The sequence below is a fragment of the Paraburkholderia hayleyella genome, assembly GCF_009455685.1.
Lineage (GTDB): Bacteria > Pseudomonadota > Gammaproteobacteria > Burkholderiales > Burkholderiaceae > Paraburkholderia > Paraburkholderia hayleyella.
Genome location: NZ_QPES01000001.1, coordinates 350,992 through 376,717 on the forward strand (window position 1 = coordinate 350,992; position 25,726 = coordinate 376,717).

Consider the following 25,726-nt stretch of genomic DNA (forward strand, 5'->3'; position numbering starts at 1 on the left):
TAGTCAATCATCTTGTATAGCTCACCACTCCATGACTGATTTCGCCCAGAATATTTCGCCGTCACATGACGGCGATGTTGCGGTTAACGCCGTTGCCGAAGCTTCGGTAGATACGTGGCTCCAGAATGCGCTGGCATTGCATCAGGCGGATCGCCTCGATGAAGCGGAAACGCTGTACCGGCAGGTGCTGGAAATCCAGCCTCAGCACGCTGACGCGTTGCATTTGCTGGGGTTGATTGCGCACCAGTTCGGGCAATACGAGACGGCTTCCGAACTCATCATGGCGGCTATCGAGCGCAATCCCCAGGCGTTCTATTACTTCAACCTGGGCAATGTTATGCAGGCGCATAACCGGCCGGCTGCTGCTGCGGAATGTTTTATTCAGGCTATCGCCCTCCAGGCAGATTACGCGGACGCATATAACAACCTCGGTAACGCGCAACGTGCGCTCAAGCAGCACGAGGCAGCGGTTGAATCGTTTTGTACCGCGCTCAAGCTTAGGCCGGATCACGCACAGGCCAACAACAACCTGGCGAATGCGTTGATGGAGCTGGATGAGCTTGATGCAGCCATCGAGGCTTATCGCACGGCGATTGCGTTACGACCAGACTTTCTTGAGCCGCGCAGTAACTTGCTCTTCGCCCTGAACTATCAGGGGAGCGTTGCACCGGAACACTATCTGGACGAGGCACGTCGTTTCGCGGCTCAAGTCATGCAGCAGGCGACACCTGCCACGACATGGAAGGTCGACATCTCGTCTCGAGCCGGGCGGCCGTTACGGGTTGGCGTGGTCTCGGGCGACTTGAAGCGGCACCCAGTGGGCTATTTCATCGAGAGCGTCCTGGCTCACATTGATCCGGCTCGGGTCGAACTGGTGGCGTATCCGACGCGTGCGTTTGAGGATGCATTGACCCAGCGCATCAAGGCTCGTTTTAGCGGTTGGCATTGCCTTGCAGGCATGAGCGATGAAGCTGCTGCAAATCGGATTCAGGAAGATCAAATTGATCTGTTGATTGATGCGGCAGGGCACACGATCTATAACCGTCTGGCGTTGTTTGCCTGGCGGCCGGCCCCAGTACAGGTGAGCTGGCCGGGTTATTTCGCCAGCACGGGGCTAGACACCATGGATTACATCCTGGGCGATGCACATGTCTTGCCGGAAGATGAAGCGAGTCATTTTGTCGAGAAGCCGTGGCGCTTGCCGGACAGTTACCTGTGTTTTACGGCACCGGATAGTGCGATCGAAGTGGGGGCATTGCCTGCACAGGGCAATGGCTACGTAACGTTCGGCTGTTTTGGCAAGCTGTCGAAAGTGACGGACGAGGTGATCGGTGTGTGGTCGCGGGTGCTGCATGCGGTACCGGAGAGCAAGCTGCTGCTGAAGGCCTTCGAACTGTCGACGGAACACGCCCGGCGCAAGACGGAAGAACGGTTTGCCGTGCATGGCGTCGGTGCCTCAAGGCTGCTGCTGGAAGCGGGTTCGCCACGCGACGAATATCTGGCGGCTTACCAGCGGGCGGACATCATGCTGAGCCCGTTTCCGTATCCTGGGGGCACGACGACAGCGGAGGGGTTGTGGATGGGTGTGCCGGTACTGGCGTTAAAGGGAGAACGTTTTGTCACGCACATCTGCGAGAGCGTGCTGCAGGCAGCGGGGCAGGGTTCATGGATTGCGGCGAATCACGATGAATATGTGGTGAAGGCGACAAGGGCGGCGAGCGGGGCGGAGCGTGATGCGCTGGTGTCATTGCGTGCGGGGTTGCGTGAGCAGGTGCTGAGCTCGGCGCTGTGCGATGCGCCACGCTTTGCGCGGAATCTGGAAGAGGCCTTCCATGGCATGTGGTCGCAGTATGTCGCGCGGTCAACAGCGCTGGCGTCATGAGCGCGATGCATGAACCGCTGCCCCTGTTGCAGCAGGCCCTGGCGGCGCACCAGGCGGGGCAACTGGAGGTGGCGCAGGCGCTCTATTGGCAGTTGCTTGAGATGAATCCGTCGGACCCGGATGCCCTGCATTTCCTGGGGCTGCTGACATGCCAGAAAGGCGAAGCGGCAGAAGGCATTGCGCTGATGCGCCGCTCGATTGCAGGGCATGCCAGTGCGATTTACTACAACAACCTGGGCAATGCGCTGCGCGAGCACGGCGAACTGGGGCAGGCGATAGGGAGTTATCGCCAGGCGGTGGCGTTGCAGGCGAATTATCCGGAGGCGCATAACAACCTGGGCAATGCGCTGCGGGAGGCACGGCAGCCGCGTGAGGCGATGGAGAGTTGCGCACAGGCGCTGGCGTTGCGTCCGGATTACGCGCAGGCGCACAACAACCTGGGCAATGCGCTGAAGGATCTGGGCGAGCTGGAGGCTTCGGCGCAGGCGTATCGCCGGGCGCTGGCCTGCCTGCCGGGCTATGCCGATGCGCATCACAATCTGGGCAATGTGCTGGTGCAACTGGGGCAGCCCGATGGGGCGATCGAGCACTATCGTTGTGCGGCCGCGCTCAATCCGGCGAGTGCCGCGATGCATAACAGTCTCGGGTTGGCGCTCATTGCGAGCGGAAAGTTTTCCGCCGCAATCGAAACGTTGCAGCGTGCTATCGAGCTCGACCCCAAGGATGCCAATTGCCGTAACAGTCTGGGTACCGCTTTGCATGAAACCGGTCAGGTCGATGCGGCTGCCGTCCAGTTCGAACAGGCGATTGCACTTGCCGCGGATTTTGCTGAAGCCCACAGCAATCTGGCGAATATTTTGCGGAATCAGGAAAAATTTGGTGAAGCGATCGAAGCCTGCCAGAAAGCATTGGCACTGCAGCCATCGCTGGTTCAGGCCTATAACACGCTCGGCAATGCATACGTCGGGATGTCTGATTACGATTCCGCGATTCAAAGCTACCGTGAAGCCGCAGGGCTTGAACCGGATAACGCAGATGTTCATCACAACCTGGCCATTGTCATGCTGAAAAGCGGACGGCTTCAGGAAGCGCTCGATCACGCCAGGATCGCCTTGATTCGCAAGGATGGTGTGGCGCTGGTTCACGCAAATCTGGGCGATATTTTGCGTAAGCTGGGTGACATTCAGGGCGCGATTCGTAGCTATCGCCATGCGATTGAGCGTGATCCTGACGTGGATCTCATGCATACCTCATTGCTCTTTTGCCTCGCTAGTGAGGGTTCGCTGACGTCGCAAGCCTATCTGGCCGATGCCCGCTATTTCGGTGAGCGGGTCGCACGGCGTGCCAGGCCAATGGCGCACATACAAGCACACACTGAATGCCGGCCGTTGCGTATCGGCTTTGTCTCGGGTGATTTGCGGCGCCATCCAGTGGGTATTTTTCTTGAGAGCGTTCTCGCTCATATCAATCCAGCGCGGGCAACGCTCCATGCTTATGTCACGGTCACCAATGAAGATGCATTAACCGTGCGCCTGAAACCGAGGTTTTCTGCATGGCATTCGTTAGTGGGGCTGGCCGATGAGGCGGCCGCGCAGAAAATTCGTGAAGATCGCATGGATATCCTGGTTGATCTTTCCGGACATACATCGAGTAACCGACTGGGAGTTTTTGCCTGGCGGCCTGCTCCGGTACAAGTGAGCTGGCTTGGGTTTTTCGCTTCGACAGGGCTGGACGCCATGGATTACATCCTGGGCGATGCACATGTCTTGCCGGAAGATGAAGCGAGTCATTTTGTCGAGAAGCCGTGGCGCTTGCCGGACAGTTACCTGTGCTTTACGGCACCGGATAGCGCGATCGAAGTGGGGGCATTGCCTGCACAGGGCAATGGCTACGTAACGTTCGGCTGTTTTGGCAAGCTGTCGAAAGTGACGGACGAGGTGATCGGTGTATGGTCGCGGGTGCTGCATGCGGTACCGGAGAGCAAGCTGCTGCTGAAGGCCTTCGAACTGTCGACGGAACACGCCCGGCGCAAGACGGAAGAACGGTTTGCCGTGCATGGCATCGGTGTCTCAAGGCTGCTGCTGGAAGCGGGTTCGCCACGCGACGAATATCTGGCGGCTTACCAGCGGGCGGACATCATGCTGAGCCCGTTTCCGTATCCTGGGGGCACGACGACAGCGGAGGGGTTGTGGATGGGTGTGCCGGTACTGGCGTTAAAGGGAGAACGTTTTGTCACGCACATCTGCGAGAGCGTGCTGCAGGCAGCGGGGCAGGGTTCATGGATTGCGGCGAATCACGATGAATATGTGGTGAAGGCGACAAGGGCGGCGAGCGGGGCGGAGCGTGATGCGCTGGTGTCATTGCGTGCGGGGTTGCGTGAGCAGGTGCTGAGCTCGGCGCTGTGCGATGCGCCACGCTTTGCGCGGAATCTGGAAGAGGCCTTCCATGGCATGTGGTCGCAGTATGTCGCGCGGTCAACAGCGCTGGCGTCATGAGCGCGATGCATGAACCGCTGCCCCTGTTGCAGCAGGCCCTGGCGGCGCACCAGGCGGGGCAACTGGAGGTGGCGCAGGCGCTCTATTGGCAGTTGCTTGAGATGAATCCGTCGGACCCGGATGCCCTGCATTTCCTGGGGCTGCTGACATGCCAGAAAGGCGAAGCGGCAGAAGGCATTGCGCTGATGCGCCGCTCGATTGCAGGGCATGCCAGTGCGATTTACTACAACAACCTGGGCAATGCGCTGCGCGAGCACGGCGAACTGGGGCAGGCGATAGGGAGTTATCGCCAGGCGGTGGCGTTGCAGGCGGATTATCCGGAGGCGCATAACAACCTGGGCAATGCGCTGCGGGAGGCACGGCAGCCGCGTGAGGCGATGGAGAGTTGCGCACAGGCGCTGGCGTTGCGTCCGGATTACGCGCAGGCACACAACAACCTGGGCAATGCGCTGAAGGATCTGGGCGAGCTGGAGGCTTCGGCGCAGGCGTATCGCCGGGCGCTGGCCTGCCTGCCGGGCTATGCCGATGCGCATCACAATCTGGGCAATGTGCTGGTGCAACTGGGGCAGCCCGATGGGGCGATCGAGCACTATCGTTGTGCGGCCGCGCTCAATCCGGCGAGTGCTGCGATGCATAACAGCCTCGGGTTGGCGCTCATTGCGAGCGGAAAGTTTGAACTGGCTGTTGCTGCGTTGTCGCGGATGATCGAGCTGCAGCCGTTATCGGCTGCTGGTTATAGCCAGCTTGGCGATGCTTATCAAGGCTGGGGTAAGCTGGATGCCGCTGTACTGTGCTACCAGAACGCGTGTGAACTCGATGCCACTCTTGCAGAGGCTCATCATCAGTTAGCCATTGTCCGGCTAAGGCAGCGTCGTGCTGAAGAAGCTTTAGTGAGCAGCCGCACAGCGCTCGCCCTCAACAGCAACGCCGCACAGTTTCATTTGAATCATGGCGATATCCTGAGCACGATAGGCGACGTTGATGGCGCGCTCACGCATTATCGTTACGCACTCTCACTGAATGATGAACTGGAGCTCGCGCATAGCCGCCTGATTTTCGACATGGCATGCCATGTCGGCGCACGGCCTGAGGACCGGCTCGCCGACGCGCGTCGCTTTGGCGAGCGGATGGCGGCACGCGCCCGGCCTTTGCCGCATGTCCGCCCTGCGCATGAGGCGCAACAGCCAGAACATGTGCTCCGTATCGGCTTGGTATCGGGTGATTTGCGACAGCACCCAACAGGGATTTTTCTCGAAAGCGTGCTGGCGCATCTCGATGCGAACCGTGTGACGCTGGTTGCTTACACCACGATCGTTGCCGAAGACGATGTCACGACGCGTCTGAAGCCGTATTTCGCAGCCTGGCATAGCCTCGTGGGTATGCCAGATGAGCAGGCCGCACACCGTATTTACGATGATCGCATCGATATCCTGGTCGATCTGTCGGGACATATCGTGCATAACCGTCTACCGCTGTTTGCCTGGCGGCCGGCACCTGTACAGGTGAGCTGGCTGGGATTCTTCGGTACGACCGGCATTCAGACGATGGATTACATTCTGGGCGATCCACACGTATTGCCACCTGATGAGGAAGGGCATTTCAGCGAAAAGCCTTGGCGTTTGCCTGACAGTTACCTGTGCTTTACGCCACCGCGTGAGGACCTTCCGGTCGGATCATCGCCCCTGCGTGAAAACGGTTACGTGACCTTCGGTTTTTTTGGCAAGCTGGCCAAGATTACGGATGAGGTGGTTCGTGTCTGGTCGCGTATTTTGCTCGCTTCGCCATCTTCACGTTTGTTTATCAAGGCGCAGCAACTGGAGGCGGCAGAAGCTTGCCGCCGGACTGTCGCACGCTTCGCGGAATATGGCGTAGAGGCTGCGCGCCTGATTCTTGAAGGGGGATCGCCGCGCGTGGAGTATCTGGCGGCGTATCACCGGATCGACGTTGCATTGAGTCCGTTTCCTTACCCAGGCGGCACGACAACAGCAGAAGGGTTATGGATGGGTGTGCCGGTGCTGGCAATGAAAGGCGACCGGTTTTTAACTCATATTTGCGAGAGCATGTTGCATACAGCCGGGCTCGCTGACTGGATTGCTGTGAATCACGATGATTACATCGCCCGAGCCCTTGCATTGACGAGCCCGAATGGACAGTCACGTCTGACGGCAATGCGCGCTACGCTACGCGCTCAGCTTGTCCAGTCCCCGTTATGCGATGCGCCGCGCTTCGCCCGGAATCTGGAAGACGCGTTGCATGGCATGTGGCAGCAATATGTGGCGGACGCGGACGCGGATGCGGACACGCGGTGAGCAGACCGGTGAGTACATCCCGCGTTTAAAGCATGCCTGTCGTCTGGTACAGACTCACTGATTCGATCTTCTGCATCGCGCTGTTCTGGCGCGCCATCATCGCTTCTTTTTCTTCTTGTGCATGTAGCGCGATCATGCCGTCGATGCGCTGGATGGCACGAATGATTTCCAGCGCTTCAGGCGTTTGCGCTGGCTGCAATGACATCAGCAAGGGTGAGCGTGCTTCGACCAAAGCCGCTGCGCAGACCCAGTTATTTTCGGCTGTCGCCGTCTGGATCGCTTCAGTGAGTGCGAATGCCTGTGCGAGTGAGTCAGGGATCATGAGCTTGTTTCCGGTGATCGCCGCCAAATGCGATTACTTGTTGGTGGCGAGTGTGCCAGCGGAATTGGCGCCGCCAAACAGTTGCGTCAGATAGCTCAGGTTGTTCTGCATCGTGGCCATGAGGGTATTGAGCGCAGTGAACTGCTTGTTGTACGAATCCGTCAGCGTGGCCTGCAAGGCTGTGAGGTCTTGCGCCTGTGCGGCAAGGTCTTTCTGATCGGCGGTTAACGCTTGGGTCCGGGTGTCGAGAATCCCGTTTTGCGTCACATACGGCGTGACGACTGCACTGAGCGTTTTCCCAATGCCATTGGTCGAGTTAAAGAGCGCCGAGATGGCATCGCTGTTTGAACTCAGCGCGGTTTTCAGTGCGTCATTATCGAGTTTGAGCGTGCCATCGCTTTGCAAGTTAATGCCGATCGACGTGAGGCTGTATGTTTTCCCCCCAACGCTCACTCCGTTGCTGATTGCGCTAGCCAGGCTTCCATTGAGCCCCTGGAGCATCGAATCGCCGAGCAGGGTTCCAGCGACCTTTTGAGTACTTCCCTCTTGCTGCGTGTAAGACGAGAGCCCTTTTGCTGCCGTCACGTAGGCGCTGTAGGCCGTGACGAAACCGGATATGGCGGTAGTCGCCGCAGCGGAATCGTTCGTGAGGGTTAGCGTTTGCACATTGTTGGGCGATGTAGCGGCTGTTGCATCGAGGTTGATGGTGACGCCGCTCAACACACCCGAAATCGAATTGCTGGCACTTCTGACCAGGTTGCCATCAATTGTTAACACCGCATCCCCGGCGGCGGTGACTGTACTAAACGTCGACGAGTCGAGATTTGCATTGAGCGTGCCGCTGGTTGTGAGCGATACCGTGTTCGCCGCGCCCGTGGCATTCGAGGTCACGACCAGATGCTGGCCGTCGGCTGCGGTGACAACGGATGCCGTCACCCCTGGATTGTCCGCGCTGGCATTGATCGAAGCGGCGATGCTGGCGAGCGTGCTTTGAGCGGTGACCTCGACTTGCATCGATTTGCCGCCGGAGCCGCCGAGCGCGACAGTGAGCGTACCGCTGCCGAGAGGCGTGCTGCTGTCAAATGCCTGCGAAGAAATTTTGTTGGCGCTAGCAACCGAGGTGACAGCGATCGCGTAATTGCCCGCCGTCGCGCCACTCGTGGTGGAGGCGGTGATTCCGGTGCCGCTTGCTGTGGCACTGAGCTTTGAGAGCGTTGATCCATCTGATAGCCCGGCCACTGCGGTTTGCAGTGCCAGCAGCGCTGACTTTAATGTGCCGATCGCGGATAGCGTGGCCGTGTCTTTCGCCAGCTTGGTCGAGATGATTGAGCTTTGCCCCGCTGTTCGGGCCGTGACTAGCGAAGCAACCAGCGTGTCGACGTCCAGCGTCGATTTGGTTGAGCCACTGATAATCGACTGCGCAGCCTGCGCAAGCAGGCTGCTGATATCGGCAGCAGAAGGCGTGGTTGTCGTCATTCTGGAAGCTCCTTCAGGCACGGCATGTGCGCGTTGAATTCGTGTTGCCAAAGCCGTCGTGAGAGGGTTGATTGTTTCTGGCGGCTTTGGCAACACGGCGGCCAGATGGCCGCCGTCCGTGAGACTGACAAATCAGACTGGCTTATTGCAGGAGCTTCAACACTTGTTGCGGGTTTGAGTTCGCCTGGGCGAGCACCGAGATACCCGCTTGTTGCAGCACTTGCGCCTTGCTCAGGTTAGCGGTTTCCGTGGCGAAGTCGGCATCCATGATCTGCGAGCGGGCGGCAGACATGTTGGTCGATTGCGCCTGGGTCGTGGCAATGGCCGCCGAGAAGGTATTTTGCGTTGCACCCAGTTGGGCTTGCAGCGTGTTCACCTTGATCAGCACCGCGTCAATCGAGCTCATCGCGCTTTGTGCAGATGCGGCATCGCTGACGGACAGCGTGTTGATGGAAAGGCTGGTCGCATCCCATTTTTGGGTACCGAAGTCTGCCGTGATTTGCTGGTTGGCAAACGCGCCGATCTGGAAGCCGAGTGTGCCAATACCATTCAGAACTTGCTGACCGTTGAAGGTCGTTTGTCCCGCGACACGTGTAATTTCAGCCAGACGTGTGCTGACTTCGCTTTGCAGGTTAGCCCGTGCATTCGAATCCAGCGAGCCGTCACCGGCTTCCACGGCCAGTTGGCGAATACGTTGCAAGTTGTCGACCACCGATTGCAGCGCGCCGTTGGTGGTTTGCACCATCGAAATGCCGTTGTTCGCGTTGGCCACACCTTGGTTGAGCGCGTTAATCGATGCAGTCTGCGATGTGGCAATGGCCAGACCCGCAGCGTCATCGGCGGCAGAAGTGACACGCTTGCCCGACGACAGGCGGTTAATTGCCTGTGACAGTGCGTTTTTCGAACCCGACAGATTGTTCTGTGTCGTTTCGGACAGGATGTTGGTGTTGATATTTAGCATTTTTTCCTCACTTGGAAATCGCCATGCCATGGGTGTCGGCTGGTTCGAATTCGGCGTCGCGCTGTTGGAAGGGTGGCGCTACCTGCCTTTCCTGGTTGTCGGCGGTAGTCGAAGAAAACTTTAGGGACACTTGCAAAAATCAGCGACAAATGAATTGAATCAGGCGAGCGGCGAACTAAACGCGGTGCCCAGATGCCGATTCGATGCCTGGATGGTGAGCGGATTAAACACAGCGCGTAGCGTGCTGGGTATGGGTTTGCCGGGATGGGAATTCAACCGCGTAGTGCAGGACGAACGCTGGGTTGCCGATAAAATGTTTGATTGGCGGCTCGCCTTTCTGATATCATCGGGAGTGAATTGAGATCTTTGCCTGTTTCATCATGCTTTCTGGTGTTGAGCGGCAACCAGACGTTAAGCGGCGCGCAATGCGCCGCTTGCGTTTCGCGGTGAACCTCCACCTCTCTTTTCCGGACTCCGTAGCCGCTTTGCCTCTTGTTTCATCCTTGGTGTTGCTGGTTGAAATGACCGGAGGGCCGGCGCGTGAGTGGACTGCCGCCACGCAATTAACCGAACCAAGCGATTTGTAGGAATTACATGACCACGATTCTTCTGAAGGAAAACGAGCCGTTCGAAGTGGCGATCCGCCGCTTTCGTCGCGCTATTGAAAAAAATGGCCTGATCGCTGAATTGCGTGAGCGCCAGTCGTATGAAAAGCCGACTACGGCTCGTAAGCGCAAGAAGGCCGCTGCAGTGAAGCGCCTGCACAAGCGCTTGCGTAGCCAAATGCTGCCGAAAAAACTGCACTAGGCTAAGCACGTTTTTTTTGCACCACAAACAGCGGTGTGAGCTTTATAAAGTTCACACCGCTGTTTGTGTTTCTATCGTTTATTTATCGAGTTATCGATCGGACAAGGCTTTCAGCCACCCCGTATCTTTTATGCTGCGTTTTGAATGCTTCCTGCACAAAGACCAAACTGGTTTGCAATTGACTGGAGGCGTTCATGCCATTCCCACGTGCCAAAAACATCGTGAACGTTCTGCAGACAACTGAGTAGTTCAATGGTAGCCGTGTCGTAAATATTGATGCGGGCCCGTAAAAGTGCTTTTTTTAGCGCGGCAACACCAACATCCATATAGACCGGCATATCAGCCGGGGTTTTTCCTAAAAATCGCACGGGAATGCCTTCCATAGCGGTCATGTAATCGCGGGGCTTGATAAAGCTGCCAACCGGGCAGCCGCCGCAATATCCGCGATAAGCGCCGCCACCACGAGGAAGAAGGGCTGCACGTCCTTGACCTAATAAATGCATGACAGCGTGGTCGAATATCGCCTGATGCGATAGAAAATTCAGGTTCTTCATGGTTTTCTCTTTGACATGTTGTGCCGCAGCTGCTGATTGTGCTGGAGCATGAGCGACAGTATCGAACGAATTCCCGTCAATGAAACCAGGATAAAACCGAAATAAAAGGCATCCATTTTTAAAATAAAAACGCGTCCTGAAAATATTTCATTGAGTTGCTGCTATATCTGTATTTGTTATAGCCATGAAATACGTAAACATAAGTGGGGCCGGATTGTAGATTGGCCATGACACTCGGTTTTATTGACTTCAGGTAATGCCAAATCTGGCTATAAAGCTTGCTGGCAAAGGATTCGGCATGATTGATGGAATCTGCTCAGGATTTCCCCGAATATCCTGAAAATGTGTTGTAAAAAAGATAAACGAATAAGCGTCCTGGCACATGTTTATGATTTTTATTTCTCTTTTATCGTGCGAAATTCGCAATCTGTTTGATGGTCGTTCACCATGCCGATGGCTTGCATAAACGCATAGCAGATGGTTGAGCCAACAAACTTGCAGCCATATGTTTTGAATGCCTTGCTCAGCGCATCCGATATTTCTGTCGAGGCGGGAGCCTGCTGGTAAGAAGCCCAATGGTTGACTACGGGCTTTTGTTCGACGAATGTCCAGACGAAATGAGCTAGCGAGCCGTGCTTCATTTGAATCTGTTGTACTGCTCGTGCATTGGTTACGACGGATTCAATTTTGCCTCGATGCCGGATGATGCGGGCATCCAGCACCAGCGCGTCAATTTGCTGTGGAGTGAAATGAGCGACTGTATTGATATCGAAGTTGGCAAATGCTTGCCGGTATCCGCTGCGCTTGTTGAGAATCGTTGACCATGACAAACCGGCTTGCGCACCTTCCAGTGTGAGCATTTCAAACAGATGTTGATCGTCGTATGAGGCCTTTCCCCATTCGGTGTCGTGATAATGTGCGAGTGCTTCGCTTGTCGCCCAGCTGCAACGGTGTGTCACTTGAGGCTCCTGTCGGGTTGTGTGAACAAGTTAACGCAGCATAGCGGAACGGCCTCGCCGCGCCACCTGACCAAATGGCCTGGGTCAAATGGCCAGTTACGATCATTCGCCGGACCTGCCATGCTGGCCCCCATCCTGAGCTTTCCCTGTATTGATGAATACCGATTTCCTTTTCCTTGGCGTTGATGGCGGCGGCTCGGGCACGCGTGTAGTGCTTGCCGATTCGCAAGGGCGCTGTCTGAGCCAGGCTGAAAGCGGTCCTTCGGGCCTCGGTCTGGGTATTGAGCCGGCGTGGCAGGCCATCAAGGCCGGCTGTACCGAAGCGTTCGCGGCCGTCGGAGGCATGCCCGAATGGCCTCGCTGCGTACTTGGATGCGGGCTTGCTGGGGCAAACAATCCGGAGTGGCTGGCGCAATTTCGCCAGCATGCACCGAATCTTGCGGGGCTTGTCGTCGAAAGCGATGCCTATACAACCTTGCTGGGAGCACACGGCGGGGCGCCAGGCGTGATCGTCGCGCTCGGCACAGGTAGCATCGCGGCGGCAGGTCAGGTCGGCATGTGCCGTATCGTGGGCGGCTACGGCTTTCCATCGGGTGATGAGGCTAGCGGGGCGTGGCTGGGTTTGCGGGCTATTGCCCATGCTCAGCAGGCACTTGATGGCAGGGTGCCGAACGACGCATTTGCTCGTGCCTTGTTAGCACAGACCGGCGCACATGACCGCGATAGCCTCATTGTCTGGCTGTGCAGTGCGAGCCAAACGGCTTATGCCCGCCTTGCTCCAACCGTGATCGCTCACCGGAGCCATCCGCATGCCGGTTGGCTGCTGCACGAAGCGGGTGTCGAAATTGCCAGGATGATTGCCGCACTTGATTCCGCATTGGAGCAACCAGCGTTACCGGTCGCGCTGTGCGGCGGGCTCGCTACCGCATTGCATGAATTTGTGCCGTCTCCATACCGGGAACGCTTGCGCGAGCCGCTGGGCGATTCAGTGCGGGGCGCCTTGCAACTGGCGCAGCATGAAGCTGTGCGCCTAGCCAGGACAGAGAATCAGCCGCGCAGTCAGCAACGATAAAATGCGGTCTTCGGCGTTTTTTTGACGCCTCTTTTCGTTTTTCCTTCGATGCCGTTTCGCGGCTCCATCATGTACAAAGTCATCGCTACCGATCTCGACGGCACTTTGCTCAATGGCGATCACCAAGTCGATCCGTTTACTATCGCCACTGTCCGGCGGCTTGAGGCGCAAGGCCTGCATTTCATCATTGCAACAGGGCGGCATCACCGCGATGTGGCCGGAATCCGTGATGTGCTGGGTATCCGTCCTTATCTGGTGACGTCAAATGGCGCACGGGTGCATGACCCCGACGACAAGATGGTCTATGCCGACAATCTCCCACCCGACGTGGTGCGGCAACTGGTCCAGCCTCGACTGACAGGCGCACACGGCCGGGTGATCGTCAATCTTTTTGCCGATGACGCCTGGTTGATCGACCGTGACGCGCCGGAGCTACTACTGCTGCATCAGGATTCTGGCTTTGGCTACGAAGTGCTGGATTTACAGCAGCACAATGGCCGTGGCATTGCCAAGGTCCTGTATATCGGCGAGCCAGCTGATCTCGCACAGCTCGCCCATAATCTGGCGTGCAGCTTCGGTGATGCGTTGTATGTCACGTATTCGTTGCCTGACTGTCTTGAAGTGATGACCTCGAATGTTTCGAAAGGCCGAGCTCTGCAATTCGTCCTGGAGCGGTTGGGTATTAGCACGGCGCGTTGCGTGGCATTCGGCGACAACATGAACGATATCGACTTGCTCGAAACCGCAGGCCATCCGTTCATGATGAACAATGCCAACCCCGACCTGATCGCGCGTTTGCCCGGCGTGCCACGCATTGGCAATAACTTCGAAGCTGGCGTTGCCCATCATCTGCGCAAGCTCTTTGCGCTTACGGATGACCTGACGTAAGCCCAACGCCTGAGCGGTTACGTAACCGCAGCGTGCCGTGCATGCAATAAAAACCGGGCGCCTTATCAACTGATCTGCGCCCGGTTTTTATTTTGGCTAGCAATGAGCCTTAGCTCTCGTTGCGGTTTCCTGCGACGAGTGGATACACGATGCCAGCAATCGCTGCACCGATGAACGGTGCGAGCCAGAACAGCCATAACTGGCCAATTGCCTCACCGCCTACGAATAACGCTGGGCCTGTCGAGCGTGCTGGATTGACCGACGTGTTAGTCACTGGAATTGAAATCAGGTGAATCAGCGTCAGGCACAGACCAATTGCAATTGGAGCGAAGCCTGCTGCCGCACGCTTGTCGGTCGCGCCGAGAATGACAAAAAGAAAAAATGCGGTCATGACGACTTCGCAGATAAACGCAGCCGCCAGGGAATAGTGGCCTGGCGAGTGGTCGCCATAACCGTTGGTAGCGAAGCCGCTGGCGACGAGGTCAAAGCCGGGTTTGCCTGAAGCGATCAATGACAGCACAAACGCGCCGATGATCGCGCCTACGATCTGAGCCACGATGTACGGCACGAGATCGCGCGCGGGAAAGCGGCCCGCAACGGTGAGCCCGAGGCTCACTGCTGGGTTCAGATGGCAGCCGGAAATATGGCCGATGGCAAATGCCATGGTCAGCACGGTGAGGCCGAAAGCCAGTGCAACACCGACGAAACCAATGCCCAAACCATGCACTGGGCCTGCGAAACTGGCCGCAAGGACTGCGCTGCCGCAGCCTCCGAGCACGAGCCAGAAGGTGCCGAACATTTCGGCGGCGAGACGTTTTGATAATTGCATTGTGATTGTCGTCCTTGGAAGTGAAATGACGGAATGGCTACCACCGGAATAGGCAGGGCAGCGACTGTTTTCGAGGGCGAAATGCTAGGCTAAACGATGATATAGGGTGTCAAGAATTGTCAATCATAGATTAATTTATGCAAATTTTTGCAAAATGTTGGGTTTTATCCCATTCCGCATTTTTGAGAATGGTTGAGTTTAATGGTGGAATGCGGAAATCAAGGCGAGTCTCATATTATTTTTATTGCGATTTTTATTTGTTGCAGCTAATCTGCACACGGTTTATCAAGAAAAAGGGGGTTCTTAAATGGCACAATATGCAGAATTGAAGGCGCAGATTGCCAAATTGCAAGCGCAGGCAGATCAGGTCAGACAAGCTGAAATCGATAAAGTAATTGAGGAAATTCGCAGCAAGATAGACGAATACGGTTTGACTGCTCAAAATCTGGGTTTTGCTGGTGCCGCACGGCGTGGACGCCCGCCCAGAAAGGAACCGCTTCCACCAAAGTACCTCGATCCCAAGAGCGGCAATACTTGGAGCGGCCGCGGTAAACCACCGAAATGGATTAGCGGTAAGAATCGGGAGCGCTTTCTGATAGATAAGGCATAGTTCGACTTTTTACTAAAGCCCGGTATATATTGAGTTGGTTTTTCGTCGGCTGTGCATATCAGCAATCGGGTTATCAATGAAGAAGCCGCCTATAAGGGCGGCTTTTTTTTGATATTGCTACCGGTGTTGAATCCATTTGCTTCTGCGGTATGCATTTTCGCAGCCTGCTCTTTCAACGTCAGCTTAATTATGCGGTTTGAGGGTTCTCCGGAAGCTGATGCTTCTGCGCTTCCGCTTTCACTATCGCACGATATCGGTGTGTAAGCGGTTTGAATCAGGGATGTATAGATATTGACATTCGAATGCTTGCCGGTGTTCCCGCGTGCAATACAAAGCCATTCGCGTCACCTGATCGAATTGCATGTAAGAAAAACACCTACATCAAAAGAATAGTTTTTCTGCGGTGAGATGGGGCTTCTGTCCGCTACTCGCTGACTTTTTCTTTCGGGACAATAACGATAAGCCTCTAAACCGGCTGCTGTGTTCGGCATGACGTCGCATGGATCATCCTTTCATGCCGCCACGGCAATTCGATGTGCCAGCCCGATTCGAGGAAACTGTGAGCGCCACCAACGAAATGCTGGATGAGATTAGGGAAATGAACCTGTCTTATCTCCTGCTCGCTCAACGCCTGCTACGCGAAGATAAGCCTGCGGCCATGACGCGCATGGGCCTCGCCCAGCCGCTAGCTGAAGTATTGCTGGATCTGTCTCTCGCACAAGTGGCCAAGCTGGCGGCATCGAACCAGGTGCTGTGCCGCTTCCGCTTCGATGACCATGTCATTTTGTCGTCGCTTGCCGCCAGAGGGCAGGTTGATACCTCGCTGACGCTCGCCAGCCAGCGCGATGGCCTGGCTGACTAAACCCATCTGAATTCCGCCCGACGCATTCTGTTCATTTCTCGCGGGGCCTGTATTCGCGCTCACCATCGAGCCGTGCCGGACATTTGCACGCAGTCTTCTTATTTAGCATCAAAGTTTTCAGACCGGATGCCGTAAACCAATTAACGACCGAATACGTCGCTTCATTGAGAGGGCTGTACCGTGCTGATCTTCGTGGGAACACTCGTCACGCTGTTGTCCGTCTTCGGCGGTTATGCGCTGGCGGGCGGCCACCTGGGCGCACTGATCCAGCCAGTGGAAGTGCTGATGATTGTCGGTGCGGGGGTGGGCGCATTTATTCTCGGCAATGGCATGCGCACGATCAAGGCGACGTTGAAAGTCATTCCGACACTGTTCAAAGCCACGAAGTACGACAAAGAGGTCTACATGGAGTTGATGGCGCTCCTGTATGTCCTGCTGACGAAGGCGCGCAAAGAAGGCACGCTGACGCTCGAAGCCGACATCGACGATCCGGCGAACAGCCCGATTTTCACGCAATACCCAAAGATCCTCGCGGATAAACACATCATCGAATTTCTGACCGACTATCTGCGCCTGATGGTCGGCGGCAACATGAACGCGTTCGAAATCGAAAGCCTGATGGATGAAGAAATCGAAACCCATCATGCCGAAGGCGAAGCCCCCGCGCATGCACTGGCGAAGGTCGGAGATGCGATGCCTGCGTTCGGGATTGTCGCGGCCGTGATGGGGGTGGTGCATACGATGGCGTCGGCCGACAAGCCGCCTGCCGTGCTGGGCGAGATGATTGCCCAGGCGCTGGTGGGTACGTTCCTTGGCATCTTGCTGTCGTATGGCCTGATTGGGCCGCTGGCGAGTGTCGCGGAACAGCGCGTGACCGAATCGACCAAGATGTTCCAGTGCATCAAGGTGACGATTCTTGCCAGCCTGAATGGTTATGCGCCCGCAATTGCCGTCGAGTTTGGCCGCAAGGTGCTGTTTTCGAGCGAGCGTCCGTCGTTTATCGAACTCGAAGAGCATGTGCGCCGGGTAAAAGCGAAATGACCTGCTTTCAAGTAAGCGCGAGGAGCTTGGCACGATGAGCACCCGGGACAAAGCCAGCACCATCATCGTGAAGCGTTCCGCACCCGCGAAAAAAGGTCATCACGGCGGGGCATGGAAGCTTGCCTATGCCGACTTCATGACCGCCATGATGGCGTTCTTTCTTCTGATGTGGTTGCTGAGCTCGGCTACGACGGTGCAACTCAAGGGCATCGCCGAATATTTCAACCAGCCGCTCAAGGTGTCGTTGTGGGGCGGGGAGCGCAGTGCGGAAGAATCGAGCGTGGTGAAAGGCGGGGGCCGTGATATTTCGACTGACCGCCAGGGCGTCACGCGCAACACCGATGGCACGATGCGGCTGGCTGAGCACAGCGTGACACCGGATGATGTGTTCTCCGCCAAACAGATGCAAAACTTGCAGGACCGGCGCGAGCAGGCCCGGCTGCACGACTTGCAGATCAAGCTGATGGCCGCTATCGAAGCTAACCCGGTGCTGCGTCAGTTCAAGCAGCAGATCCGCATTGATTCGACCTTGATGGGGCTGCGCATCGAGATCGTCGATTCGCAAAAGCGCCCGATGTTCGCCACAGCGCAGGCCGTTGTGCAGCCTTATATGCGCGACATCCTGCAGGCCATCGGAGAAACACTCAATGAAGTACCCAACCGCATCGTCGTGCAAGGCCACACTGATGCCGTGCAATACGCTGGTGGCGAGCGTGGATACAGTAACTGGGAGCTCTCTGCCGATCGCGCGAATGCATCGCGGCGCGACCTGATTAGTGGTGGCATGGATGACAGCAAGGTGTTGCGAGTGTTGGGGCTGGCTTCAACGCAGAACCTGAACAAGGCGAATCCGCTCGACCCGGAAAACCGGCGCATCAGCATCATTGTGCTGAACCGTAAATCGGAAGAAGCGATGTTGCGCGATGACACCACGACGACCACGCTTTCTGATGATGCGGCCGGCTCTGCCAGGCCGCTCTTGCAAAAGATTGCCCAGCCCAGCGGCGCGGTACCCAAAGCGCGTCCTGTCACCGTGCAATGACTCCACGAACATGGCCATGCTGCGCGATACCGCTGGGGTGGAGCGGGCGCAACAGATAACCCTTGGCAAGGTGCAACGAGGTTTTCATGATCAGGCACATTCTGGCCATCGACGATTCGGCCTCCATGCGAGAAATTTTGGCCGCGACGCTAACGGGAGCGGGGTATCAGGTGACGCTGGCGACGGATGGTCAAAGCGGATTGGATCATGCGCTGACGGAGTCGTTCGATCTGATCCTGACGGATCAGCATATGCCAGGGAAAAGTGGTCTCGACCTGATTGTCACATTGCGTGGCATACCGAATTATCAGACGACCCCCATTCTTGTGCTGACGACTGAATCCAGCGCGCCATTCAAATCTGCCGCACGGGAGGCTGGGGCGACGGGCTGGATCGAAAAGCCGCTCGACCCTGGCATGCTAGCCGAGCTGGTGGCGGCCCTGGTGCCTGCGGGGGTGGCATGAGAGCGTTTTACACGTCGCGCGGCATGACGATTGCACGCCGTGCGCCGAATCCCCTGGCATTTTTCGCGGCGTTTCAGGCATGACACTCGACATCACCCAGTTCTATCAAACGTTTTTCGATGAAGCCGACGAACTGCTCGCGCAGATGGAGCAGTGTTTGCTTGATCTGAACCTTGAAGAGCCCGATGCAGAAGACCTCGGCGCGATCTTTCGCGCGGCGCATTCCATCAAGGGCGGTGCGGCGACGTTTGGTTTTACGGCGCTGACTGAAACCACGCATATTCTTGAATCGTTGCTGGATCGTGCCCGAAATCATGAACTCGTATTACGGCGCGACATGATTGATACCTTCCTGGAAACGAAGGATGTGCTGTCCGCGCAGCTTGCCGATTACCGCAATGGCAATGAGCCGGACGCCATCGCCGCGCAGACGATTTGTGCACGGCTAGAGCAACTGAATACAGAAGAGGCCGAAGCTGCCGAAGCCACTGCTAGCGCGAGCCATACCGGCGATACTGCGCTTTCCATTGCGGCGGCCTACGAGGTCATCTGGCCGCCCGGACATGTCCTGACGCAAGCGCTAGAAGTTGTGCAGGGTGAGGTGTCAGGGCCGGGCAAGGCACTTTTGCTCAGTGCTTCCAGCAATGCTCATCTGAAAATCACGCTGCGCGATGTCGCGCTCAGCGACCAGGCACTTCTGCTCGCTGAGCTAGGCAATCTTGGCCGCGTTGCAGGCCAGGTGAGTACCGGTGCCGATCTCACGCTCTGGCTCGAAACCGATGTGGCTCCCGACGACATCGTGGCGGTGTGCTGTTTCGTGATCGACGAAGCGCAGATCGTGATCGACCATGGTGAGCCGCCGCAAACGGTTAGTCCGGCTGCTCCAGCTTCAACGCCCGCTCCCGCTCCCGCTCCCGCTCCCGCTGCGGCTGCGGCTGAAGCACCCGTGCCCGTTTCAGTCGCACCTGTGGCACCCGCTAGCGCTAGCGTGGCGCAGGCTGTTGCCACGCCAGGCGCTGCCGAAGCCACTCGCAAAGCCCGGCCAGCGACGAATACAGGCACCGAAGGCAGCTCGATTCGCGTAGGTGTGGAGAAGGTCGATCAACTGATCAATCTCGTGGGCGAACTGGTGATCACCCAGGCGATGCTGGCGCAGACCGCCAGCGCACTCGACCCGACGCTTCACGACCGGCTCTTTAACGGCATGGCACAACTCGAACGTAATGCGCGCGATTTGCAAGAAGCGGTGATGTCGGTTCGCATGATGCCGATGGACTATGTTTTCAGCCGCTTTCCGCGTCTTGTGAGGGATCTGGCCGCCAAGCTGGGCAAGGATGTCGAACTCGTGACGTTTGGTCAGGCAACCGAGCTCGACAAGAGCCTGATCGAACGCATCATTGATCCGCTTACCCACCTTGTGCGCAACAGCCTGGATCATGGGATCGAAACCGTCTCGGCACGGCTCGCGGCGGGCAAGGATTCGACCGGACAACTTGTGCTGTCGGCGGCCCATCACGGCGGCAACATTGTGATCGAAGTCAGCGACGATGGTGCGGGCCTGAACCGGGAACGGATTCTGGCGAAGGCACGCAAGCAGGGCATGACCTTCAGCGAAACGATGAGCGATGACGACGTTTGGGGTTTGATCTTCATGCCAGGGTTTTCGACTGCCGAGCAGGTCACCGATATCTCGGGGCGTGGCGTGGGCATGGATGTGGTCAAACGCAATATCCAGGCGATGGGCGGGCATGTCGAAATCGCTTCGCGTTCAGGCCATGGCACGACGACACGTATCGTGCTGCCGCTGACGCTGGCGATTCTCGATGGCATGTCGGTCAAGGTTGGCCAGGAGATTTTCATCTTGCCGCTGAACTTCGTGATGGAGTCGTTGCAGCCGCAAGCACAGGATATTTACACCGTCGCCAATGGCCAGCGCGTTGTGCGTGTGCGTGGCGAATATCTGCCGCTCGTGCCGTTGCATGAGGTGTTTGCGGTGGAAGGCGCGCGGACGGAACCGACTCAGGGCATTGTCACCATTCTTCAGGCGGAAGGGCGGCGCTTTGCCATGCTGGTCGATGAACTCGTTGGGCAGCAGCAGGTCGTGGTGAAAAACCTTGAAACGAACTATCGCAAGGTGCATGGCGTGTCCGCTGCGACGATTCTCGGTGATGGCAGCGTGGCGTTGATTGTCGATGTCGCTGGGCTGAACCGCGAAACGCGTGCCTTGCATAGTGCGACATTTAACACGGCCGCCAGTGCGGTAAGCGTGGCGCTGAGCACGGCATGAACACGGCAAACTTTTTTTCTTTCACGCAACCGGCCGGGGGCTAACGTGGCAGCAGTGCAATCCATTCATTCAAACGGCAAGACAGGCCGGCATGCCGCGCAACAAGCAGAAGCGGCAGGCCAGGAGTTTCTGGTATTCACGCTGGGCGCCGAAGAATACGGTATCGACATTCTGAAGGTGCAGGAGATTCGCGGCTACGACAACGTGACCCGGATCGCCAACGCGCCGGAGTTCATCAAGGGCGTGATTAACCTGCGCGGCATCATCGTGCCGATCGTCGATATGCGGATCAAGTTTCATCTGGGCCGGGTGGAATACGACCATCAAACCGTCGTGATCATTCTCAACGTTGCGCATCGGGTGGTGGGCATGGTTGTCGATGGGGTGTCCGACGTGCTGACGTTGAGTGCGGAGCAGATCATGCCTGCACCCGAGTTCGGTGCAACGCTGGCGATCGAATATCTCACTGGGCTCGGCACGGTTGAAGGACGCATGCTGATCCTGATGGACATCGAGAAACTAATGACCAGCCGCGAAATGGCTTTGATCGAAGAGCTCTCTGTTGAATAACGGTGTGCGCCGGAGGCAGGACGGTGGGGTGCGGCCTGTCTCTGGGGGTATCTGGACGTATCACGGTGGACCCAAAGGAAACGAGAATGGCCGCGCGCATGCAGCACCCTCCTGGTCGCCCGGGCGATCTGGAGCGTGACTTCGAATTCACCGCGGCAGATTTCACCCGCATCCGTACGCTGATCCATCGCAGTGCGGGTATCTCGCTGTCCGAGCATAAGCGCGATCTGGCCTATAGCCGTCTTGCCCGGCGTTTGCGCGCGCATGGGCTCGACAGTTTTCGCCAGTATCTCGACTTGCTCGAAGCCGATGTGGGTTGTGCCGAGTGGGAGGCTTTCACCAATGCGCTGACCACCAACCTCACGGCATTTTTCCGTGAAGCCCATCACTTTCCGCTTCTGGCGAGTTTCGTCAGCGCGCGGTCGAAACCGGTTGCGGTATGGTGCTCGGCGGCTTCAACGGGCGAAGAACCGTATTCGATAGCGATGACCTTGATCGAAGCGCTGGGTGAACAGGCGGCAAGCGAGGCGCGCGTGCTGGCGACCGATGTCGATACCCAGGTGCTAGCCAAAGCCGATGCTGGGGTGTATGCCTTCGATCAGGTGCGGCACTTGTCGCAAGATCGTCTCAAGCGGTTCTTTTTCAAAGGCACGGGCGCTCAGGCTGGCATGGTGAAAGTGCGTCCGGAAGTGCGCGCGATGGTGCATTTTGAGCGTCTGAATTTAACGGATGCAGATTACGCGTTGCGCCAGGCATTCGACGCAATTTTTTGCCGCAACGTGATGATCTATTTCGATAAACCGACACAAGCCCAGGTGCTCAAGCGTTTCGAGCCTTTGCTCAAGCCAGGTGGTTTGTTGTTTGCGGGACATTCGGAAAATTTCACTTATGTGACGCAGGCGTTTCGTTTGCGCGGCCAGACGGTTTATGAGCGTGCCCAGGATACGGCGCAACATGCACCACGCCACACGGGCGCACAGGCTGCCAGACATACGGCTAGCGTTGACATCAGGGGGCGCGGATGAGCAGCGCCTTGCCCATTGCCAGCAATCTCTATTACGACAACCAGTTTCAGCGCCCTGGTGTGAAGCTGCTGCCTAACGAGTTCTATACGACCAGCGAGGACATGGTGTTGGTCACCGTGCTGGGATCGTGCGTGGCGGCTTGCATCCAGGACCGCGCCGCAGGCATTGGCGGCATGAACCATTTCATGCTGCCCGACGATGGCACGGAGGTGGGCCAGGCCGCGTCCGAAGCGATGCGTTACGGCGCGTATGCGATGGAAATGCTCATTAACGAACTCATCAAGGCCGGTGGGCGGCGTGAGCGTTTCGAGGCCAAGGTGTTTGGCGGTGCCGCGGTGCTGCGCAACATGACCACACTTAACATCGGCGATCGTAATTCGCATTTCGTGCGGCGTTACCTGGCATTGGAAAACATTCCGATTCTGGCAGAAGATTTGCAAGGCACGCATCCCCGAAAAGTCGTGTTTATGCCGCGTACCGGCCAGGTGATGGTGAAAAAACTGCGGCTGAATCAGCAAGCCGGTGTGGCGGAACGCGAACAGGCACTGGCTCGTCCCGATGCACAAGCGCGGGCACAGCGGCTGGGGCATTCGCACGAACGGGTTGAATTGTTTACTGCTGAACCGCTCGCAGGTAGCGCTGTGGTGCGTCCGCGTCAGGGGCTTTGGGGCAATGCAGGCGATGCAGGCAGTGCAAGCAATGCAAGCAATGCAAGCAGTACGCAGGCGGCGTCTTCAGCGGCGTCTGCGCTTGCCCATCACGCGAAAAATACAGAGGAGGCTTGAGTGCCGTGCAGAAGATCAAAGTGCTATGTGTCGACGATTCAGCGCTGATTCGCAGCCTGATGACTGAAATTATCAACGCCCAGCCCGACATGGCCGTGGTGGCCGTCGCGCCGGATCCTCTTGTCGCACGCGAACTGATCAAGCAGCACGCGCCGGATGTCTTGACGCTCGATGTCGAAATGCCCCGGATGGACGGGCTCGATTTTCTGGAAAAACTGATGCGCCTGCGGCCGATGCCGGTGGTAATGGTGTCGTCGCTGACTGAGCGGGGTTCGGAAATTACACTGCGAGCGCTCGAACTGGGGGCAGTCGATTTCGTCACCAAGCCGCGAGCAGGCATTCGTGATGGCATGCTGGAGTACGCCGATATGCTTGCCGACAAGATTCGCGCGGCCTCGCGTGCGCGGTTACGGCATACCCCTGCGTCAACGCTGATGCGTGAGGCCGCCATAGCCGCAGCCGCGGGCAACGCTGCGCGTCGTCCGCACGCTGGAGCTGAGTCGCATGCGCCGCTCTTGAACAATCCGCTGGTGAGCACAGAAAAGCTGGTGATCGTCGGTGCCTCGACAGGGGGCACCGAGGCGATTCGGGAGGTGCTGGTGCCGCTACCACCCGATGCCCCCGCCGTGCTGATTGCCCAGCACATGCCGCCAGGCTTCACTAAATCGTTTGCGGCGCGCCTCAATGGCTTGTGTCGCATCACGGTGAAGGAAGCGGAGCATGGCGAGCGGGTATTGCCCGGACATGCCTATATCGCACCGGGGCATGCGCATTTACTGCTGGCGCGTAGCGGTGCCAACTACATTGCGCATTTGTCGGATGCGGCGCCGGTGAACCGTCATCGTCCATCGGTCGACGTGCTGTTTCGCTCGGCGGCGCAACATGCGGGGAAAAATGCCGTGGGCGTGATCCTCACGGGGATGGGCCGCGATGGCGCGGCGGGCCTGCTGGAAATGCGCCAGGCAGGGGCTTATACGCTGGCGCAGGACGAAGCGAGTTGTGTGGTATTCGGCATGCCGCGTGAAGCGATCTCGCTGGGTGCAGCCGATGAGATTGCATCATTGCCCGAGATGAGCCGCCGCGTGCTGGCAAGCCTCGCTGCGCTGGGCGAGCGGTTGCACCGGGTGTGAGGCTCGGCGCGGTGCAGGCAAAAACAACGGAATGAATGAGGGGAGGACAGAAACGATGGACAAGAGCATGAAGATTCTGGTGGTGGATGACTTTCCGACGATGCGCCGGATTGTGCGTAATCTGCTCAAGGAACTAGGCTATAGCAATGTCGACGAAGCGGAAGATGGCCATGCGGCGCTGACACGTTTGCGCAGTGGTGACTTTGACTTCGTGATTTCAGACTGGAACATGCCAAACCTCGATGGCCTGGCGATGCTTCAGGCTATTCGCGCAGATGCGAAACTCATGCACTTGCCCGTGCTGATGGTGACCGCCGAAGCGAAAAAAGAAAACATCATCGCAGCCGCTCAGGCTGGCGCCAATGGCTATGTAGTGAAGCCTTTTACCGCAGCGACACTCGATGAAAAGCTGAACAAGATTGTCGAAAAAATGGCCAAAGCCGGGAGCTGACGTGGAGCAGCCGATTGTTTCATCCATGCCCGATACCGCTCTCAATGCGGCTTGTGCTGAGCTTGGCCACGACGATAGCGAGCACGCTAACGACAGCGGCAACTCCACCGACCGGGTGCTCGCCCGTATCGGGCAACTCACGCGTACGCTGCGCGACTCGATGCGTGAGCTCGGGCTCGACAAGCACGTTGAGCGAGCCGCCGAAGCCGTGCCTGATGCACGCGACCGGTTGCGCTACGTCGCGTCGATGACGGAGCAGGCCGCCGAGCGCGTGCTGAATGCGATTGAGATCGCCCAGCCCATTCAAAACCAGTTACAAGAGCAAGCCCGTGCGCTCGATGCGCGCTGGACGCAGTGGTATAGCGCGCCACTCGATGCCGCGCAGGCTGGGGCCTTGCTCAATGATTCGCGGGCGTTCCTGCGCAGCTTGCCGGACGCGACCGCCGCGACCAACACGCAACTGCTGGAGATCATGCTGGCGCAAGACTTTCAGGATCTGACGGGGCAAGTGATCAAGAAGATCGTGGAGGTGGTATCGCTCATCGAGCAGCAATTGCTTGGTGTGCTGGTGGAAAACATCGCGCCCGCCCGGCGTGAGCAGTTTGCCGCGAATGCGGCCGCGCTTGCCGCAGAGGGCGGCGGCACGGTGGGGGATGCGTTGCTTAATGGCCCGCAGATTAATCCGGAAGGGCGTATGGATGTGGTGCAAGACCAGGAGCAAGTCGATGATTTGCTGGCGAGCCTGGGTTTTTAAACGAACGTGATTTAAACGGGGCTGATCGGACGTATATGGCATGGCTGGCAAGATCAGGGTAATCCTCAGGCATACTACGGACCCCAGCGTCAGTTAAGCGAATCAGATTTGCGCGAAATGGCCCTAATTTGAAAGATTAGATGCCCTGCGT

Annotated in this window: 24 protein-coding genes; 18 read left to right on the forward strand and 6 right to left on the reverse strand. The window is 57.5% G+C overall.

All coding sequences use genetic code 11. The features are described 5' to 3' along the window. The first annotated feature begins 31 nt into the window (after positions 1 to 31). From GH657_RS01580 to GH657_RS01590, 3 genes are read left to right on the forward strand one after another with little or no spacing between them, the layout of a single operon-like run. A complete protein-coding gene (locus tag GH657_RS01580) occupies positions 32 to 1,882 on the forward strand; it encodes an O-linked N-acetylglucosamine transferase, SPINDLY family protein (RefSeq protein WP_153099078.1) in 1,851 nt (616 codons plus the stop codon). Next, entirely contained in the window at positions 1,879 to 4,377 is a 2,499-nt protein-coding gene (locus tag GH657_RS01585; protein WP_425495722.1) for a tetratricopeptide repeat protein, read from the forward strand. The genes GH657_RS01580 and GH657_RS01585 overlap by 4 nt, the downstream gene beginning before the upstream one ends. Next, a complete protein-coding gene (locus GH657_RS01590; RefSeq protein WP_343031258.1) occupies positions 4,374 to 6,686 on the forward strand; it encodes a tetratricopeptide repeat protein in 2,313 nt (770 codons plus the stop codon). The genes GH657_RS01585 and GH657_RS01590 overlap by 4 nt, the downstream gene beginning before the upstream one ends. A 25-nt stretch (positions 6,687 to 6,711) precedes the next feature. Here the strand turns inward: GH657_RS01590 and GH657_RS01595 are convergent, their stop codons facing one another. The 3 genes from GH657_RS01595 to GH657_RS01605 all read right to left on the reverse strand — a co-directional run bounded on the left by GH657_RS01595 (position 6,712) and on the right by GH657_RS01605 (position 9,445). Continuing rightward, positions 6,712 to 7,008, reverse strand: coding sequence for a flagellar protein FliT (locus GH657_RS01595; protein ID WP_246173964.1), 297 nt, complete (start codon positions 7,006 to 7,008; stop codon positions 6,712 to 6,714). A 33-nt stretch (positions 7,009 to 7,041) separates the two neighbouring features. Further along, positions 7,042 to 8,484, reverse strand: coding sequence for a flagellar filament capping protein FliD (fliD, locus tag GH657_RS01600; RefSeq protein WP_153099079.1), 1,443 nt, complete (start codon positions 8,482 to 8,484; stop codon positions 7,042 to 7,044). Positions 8,485 to 8,626: 142 nt separating this feature from the next. Continuing rightward, positions 8,627 to 9,445, reverse strand: coding sequence for a flagellin domain-containing protein (locus GH657_RS01605; RefSeq protein ID WP_153099080.1), 819 nt, complete (start codon positions 9,443 to 9,445; stop codon positions 8,627 to 8,629). Between the two features lie 594 nt (positions 9,446 to 10,039). On the opposite strand from GH657_RS01605, the gene rpsU reads away from it, so the two are divergent. Beyond that, the gene (gene rpsU, locus GH657_RS01610) at positions 10,040 to 10,252 is read left to right on the forward strand and encodes a 30S ribosomal protein S21 (RefSeq protein ID WP_006050883.1); all 213 of its coding nucleotides are present in this window, start codon (positions 10,040 to 10,042) and stop codon (positions 10,250 to 10,252) included. A 128-nt stretch (positions 10,253 to 10,380) separates the two neighbouring features. Here the strand turns inward: rpsU and GH657_RS01615 are convergent, their stop codons facing one another. Together GH657_RS01615 and GH657_RS01620 are read right to left on the reverse strand one after the other, a co-directional pair. After that, on the reverse strand, positions 10,381 to 10,806 hold the full coding sequence (locus GH657_RS01615) for a hypothetical protein (protein ID WP_153099081.1): 426 nt from the start codon (positions 10,804 to 10,806) through the stop codon (positions 10,381 to 10,383). A 395-nt stretch (positions 10,807 to 11,201) separates the two neighbouring features. After that, positions 11,202 to 11,765, reverse strand: coding sequence for a DNA-3-methyladenine glycosylase I (locus GH657_RS01620; protein ID WP_153099082.1), 564 nt, complete (start codon positions 11,763 to 11,765; stop codon positions 11,202 to 11,204). Positions 11,766 to 11,919: 154 nt separating this feature from the next. Between GH657_RS01620 and GH657_RS01625 the strand changes: the two genes are divergently transcribed. Both GH657_RS01625 and GH657_RS01630 read left to right on the forward strand, forming a co-directional pair. Further along, complete coding sequence (locus tag GH657_RS01625) at positions 11,920 to 12,837, forward strand: glucosamine kinase nucleotide-binding domain-containing protein (RefSeq protein ID WP_153099083.1); 918 nt, start codon at positions 11,920 to 11,922, stop codon at positions 12,835 to 12,837. Between the two features lie 69 nt (positions 12,838 to 12,906). Beyond that, a complete protein-coding gene (locus tag GH657_RS01630) occupies positions 12,907 to 13,725 on the forward strand; it encodes a Cof-type HAD-IIB family hydrolase (RefSeq protein ID WP_153099084.1) in 819 nt (272 codons plus the stop codon). A gap of 109 nt (positions 13,726 to 13,834) precedes the next feature. Here GH657_RS01630 and aqpZ read toward each other — a convergent pair whose 3' ends face one another. Next, a complete protein-coding gene (gene aqpZ / locus GH657_RS01635; RefSeq protein ID WP_153099085.1) occupies positions 13,835 to 14,554 on the reverse strand; it encodes an aquaporin Z in 720 nt (239 codons plus the stop codon). Positions 14,555 to 14,861: 307 nt separating this feature from the next. Between aqpZ and GH657_RS01640 the strand changes: the two genes are divergently transcribed. The 12 genes from GH657_RS01640 (at position 14,862) to cheZ (ending at position 25,575) form a co-directional block, all read left to right on the forward strand. Further along, positions 14,862 to 15,164 carry an H-NS histone family protein gene (locus GH657_RS01640; protein ID WP_153099086.1) on the forward strand — a complete coding sequence of 101 codons (303 nt, stop codon included), beginning with the start codon at positions 14,862 to 14,864 and terminating at the stop codon, positions 15,162 to 15,164. Between the two features lie 559 nt (positions 15,165 to 15,723). After that, positions 15,724 to 16,026 carry a flagellar transcriptional regulator FlhD gene (flhD, locus tag GH657_RS01645; protein WP_153101589.1) on the forward strand — a complete coding sequence of 101 codons (303 nt, stop codon included), beginning with the start codon at positions 15,724 to 15,726 and terminating at the stop codon, positions 16,024 to 16,026. Between the two features lie 180 nt (positions 16,027 to 16,206). Beyond that, entirely contained in the window at positions 16,207 to 17,067 is an 861-nt protein-coding gene (gene motA, locus GH657_RS01650) for a flagellar motor stator protein MotA (RefSeq protein ID WP_153099087.1), read from the forward strand. Positions 17,068 to 17,101: 34 nt separating this feature from the next. Continuing rightward, on the forward strand, positions 17,102 to 18,109 hold the full coding sequence (motB, locus tag GH657_RS01655) for a flagellar motor protein MotB (RefSeq protein WP_153099088.1): 1,008 nt from the start codon (positions 17,102 to 17,104) through the stop codon (positions 18,107 to 18,109). Positions 18,110 to 18,195: 86 nt separating this feature from the next. Then, on the forward strand, positions 18,196 to 18,573 hold the full coding sequence (locus tag GH657_RS01660) for a response regulator (RefSeq protein ID WP_153099089.1): 378 nt from the start codon (positions 18,196 to 18,198) through the stop codon (positions 18,571 to 18,573). 79 nt (positions 18,574 to 18,652) lie between these two features. After that, positions 18,653 to 20,860, forward strand: coding sequence for a chemotaxis protein CheA (gene cheA, locus GH657_RS01665; RefSeq protein WP_153099090.1), 2,208 nt, complete (start codon positions 18,653 to 18,655; stop codon positions 20,858 to 20,860). Positions 20,861 to 20,905: 45 nt separating this feature from the next. Then, positions 20,906 to 21,430 (forward strand): chemotaxis protein CheW, encoded by a 525-nt coding sequence (cheW, locus tag GH657_RS01670; protein WP_153099091.1) that lies wholly within the window; start codon positions 20,906 to 20,908, stop codon positions 21,428 to 21,430. A gap of 98 nt (positions 21,431 to 21,528) precedes the next feature. Continuing rightward, positions 21,529 to 22,455: a CheR family methyltransferase gene (locus tag GH657_RS01675; protein ID WP_246173966.1), complete on the forward strand. Its 927-nt coding sequence runs from the start codon at positions 21,529 to 21,531 to the stop codon at positions 22,453 to 22,455. After that, entirely contained in the window at positions 22,452 to 23,240 is a 789-nt protein-coding gene (gene cheD, locus GH657_RS01680) for a chemoreceptor glutamine deamidase CheD (protein WP_153099093.1), read from the forward strand. The genes GH657_RS01675 and cheD overlap by 4 nt, the downstream gene beginning before the upstream one ends. Further along, positions 23,237 to 24,370, forward strand: coding sequence for a protein-glutamate methylesterase/protein-glutamine glutaminase (locus GH657_RS01685; protein WP_153099094.1), 1,134 nt, complete (start codon positions 23,237 to 23,239; stop codon positions 24,368 to 24,370). The genes cheD and GH657_RS01685 overlap by 4 nt, the downstream gene beginning before the upstream one ends. A 55-nt stretch (positions 24,371 to 24,425) precedes the next feature. Further along, a complete protein-coding gene (cheY, locus tag GH657_RS01690; RefSeq protein WP_153099095.1) occupies positions 24,426 to 24,821 on the forward strand; it encodes a chemotaxis response regulator CheY in 396 nt (131 codons plus the stop codon). Between the two features lie 25 nt (positions 24,822 to 24,846). After that, positions 24,847 to 25,575 (forward strand): protein phosphatase CheZ, encoded by a 729-nt coding sequence (gene cheZ / locus GH657_RS01695; protein ID WP_153099096.1) that lies wholly within the window; start codon positions 24,847 to 24,849, stop codon positions 25,573 to 25,575. Positions 25,576 to 25,726 lie beyond the last annotated feature (151 nt).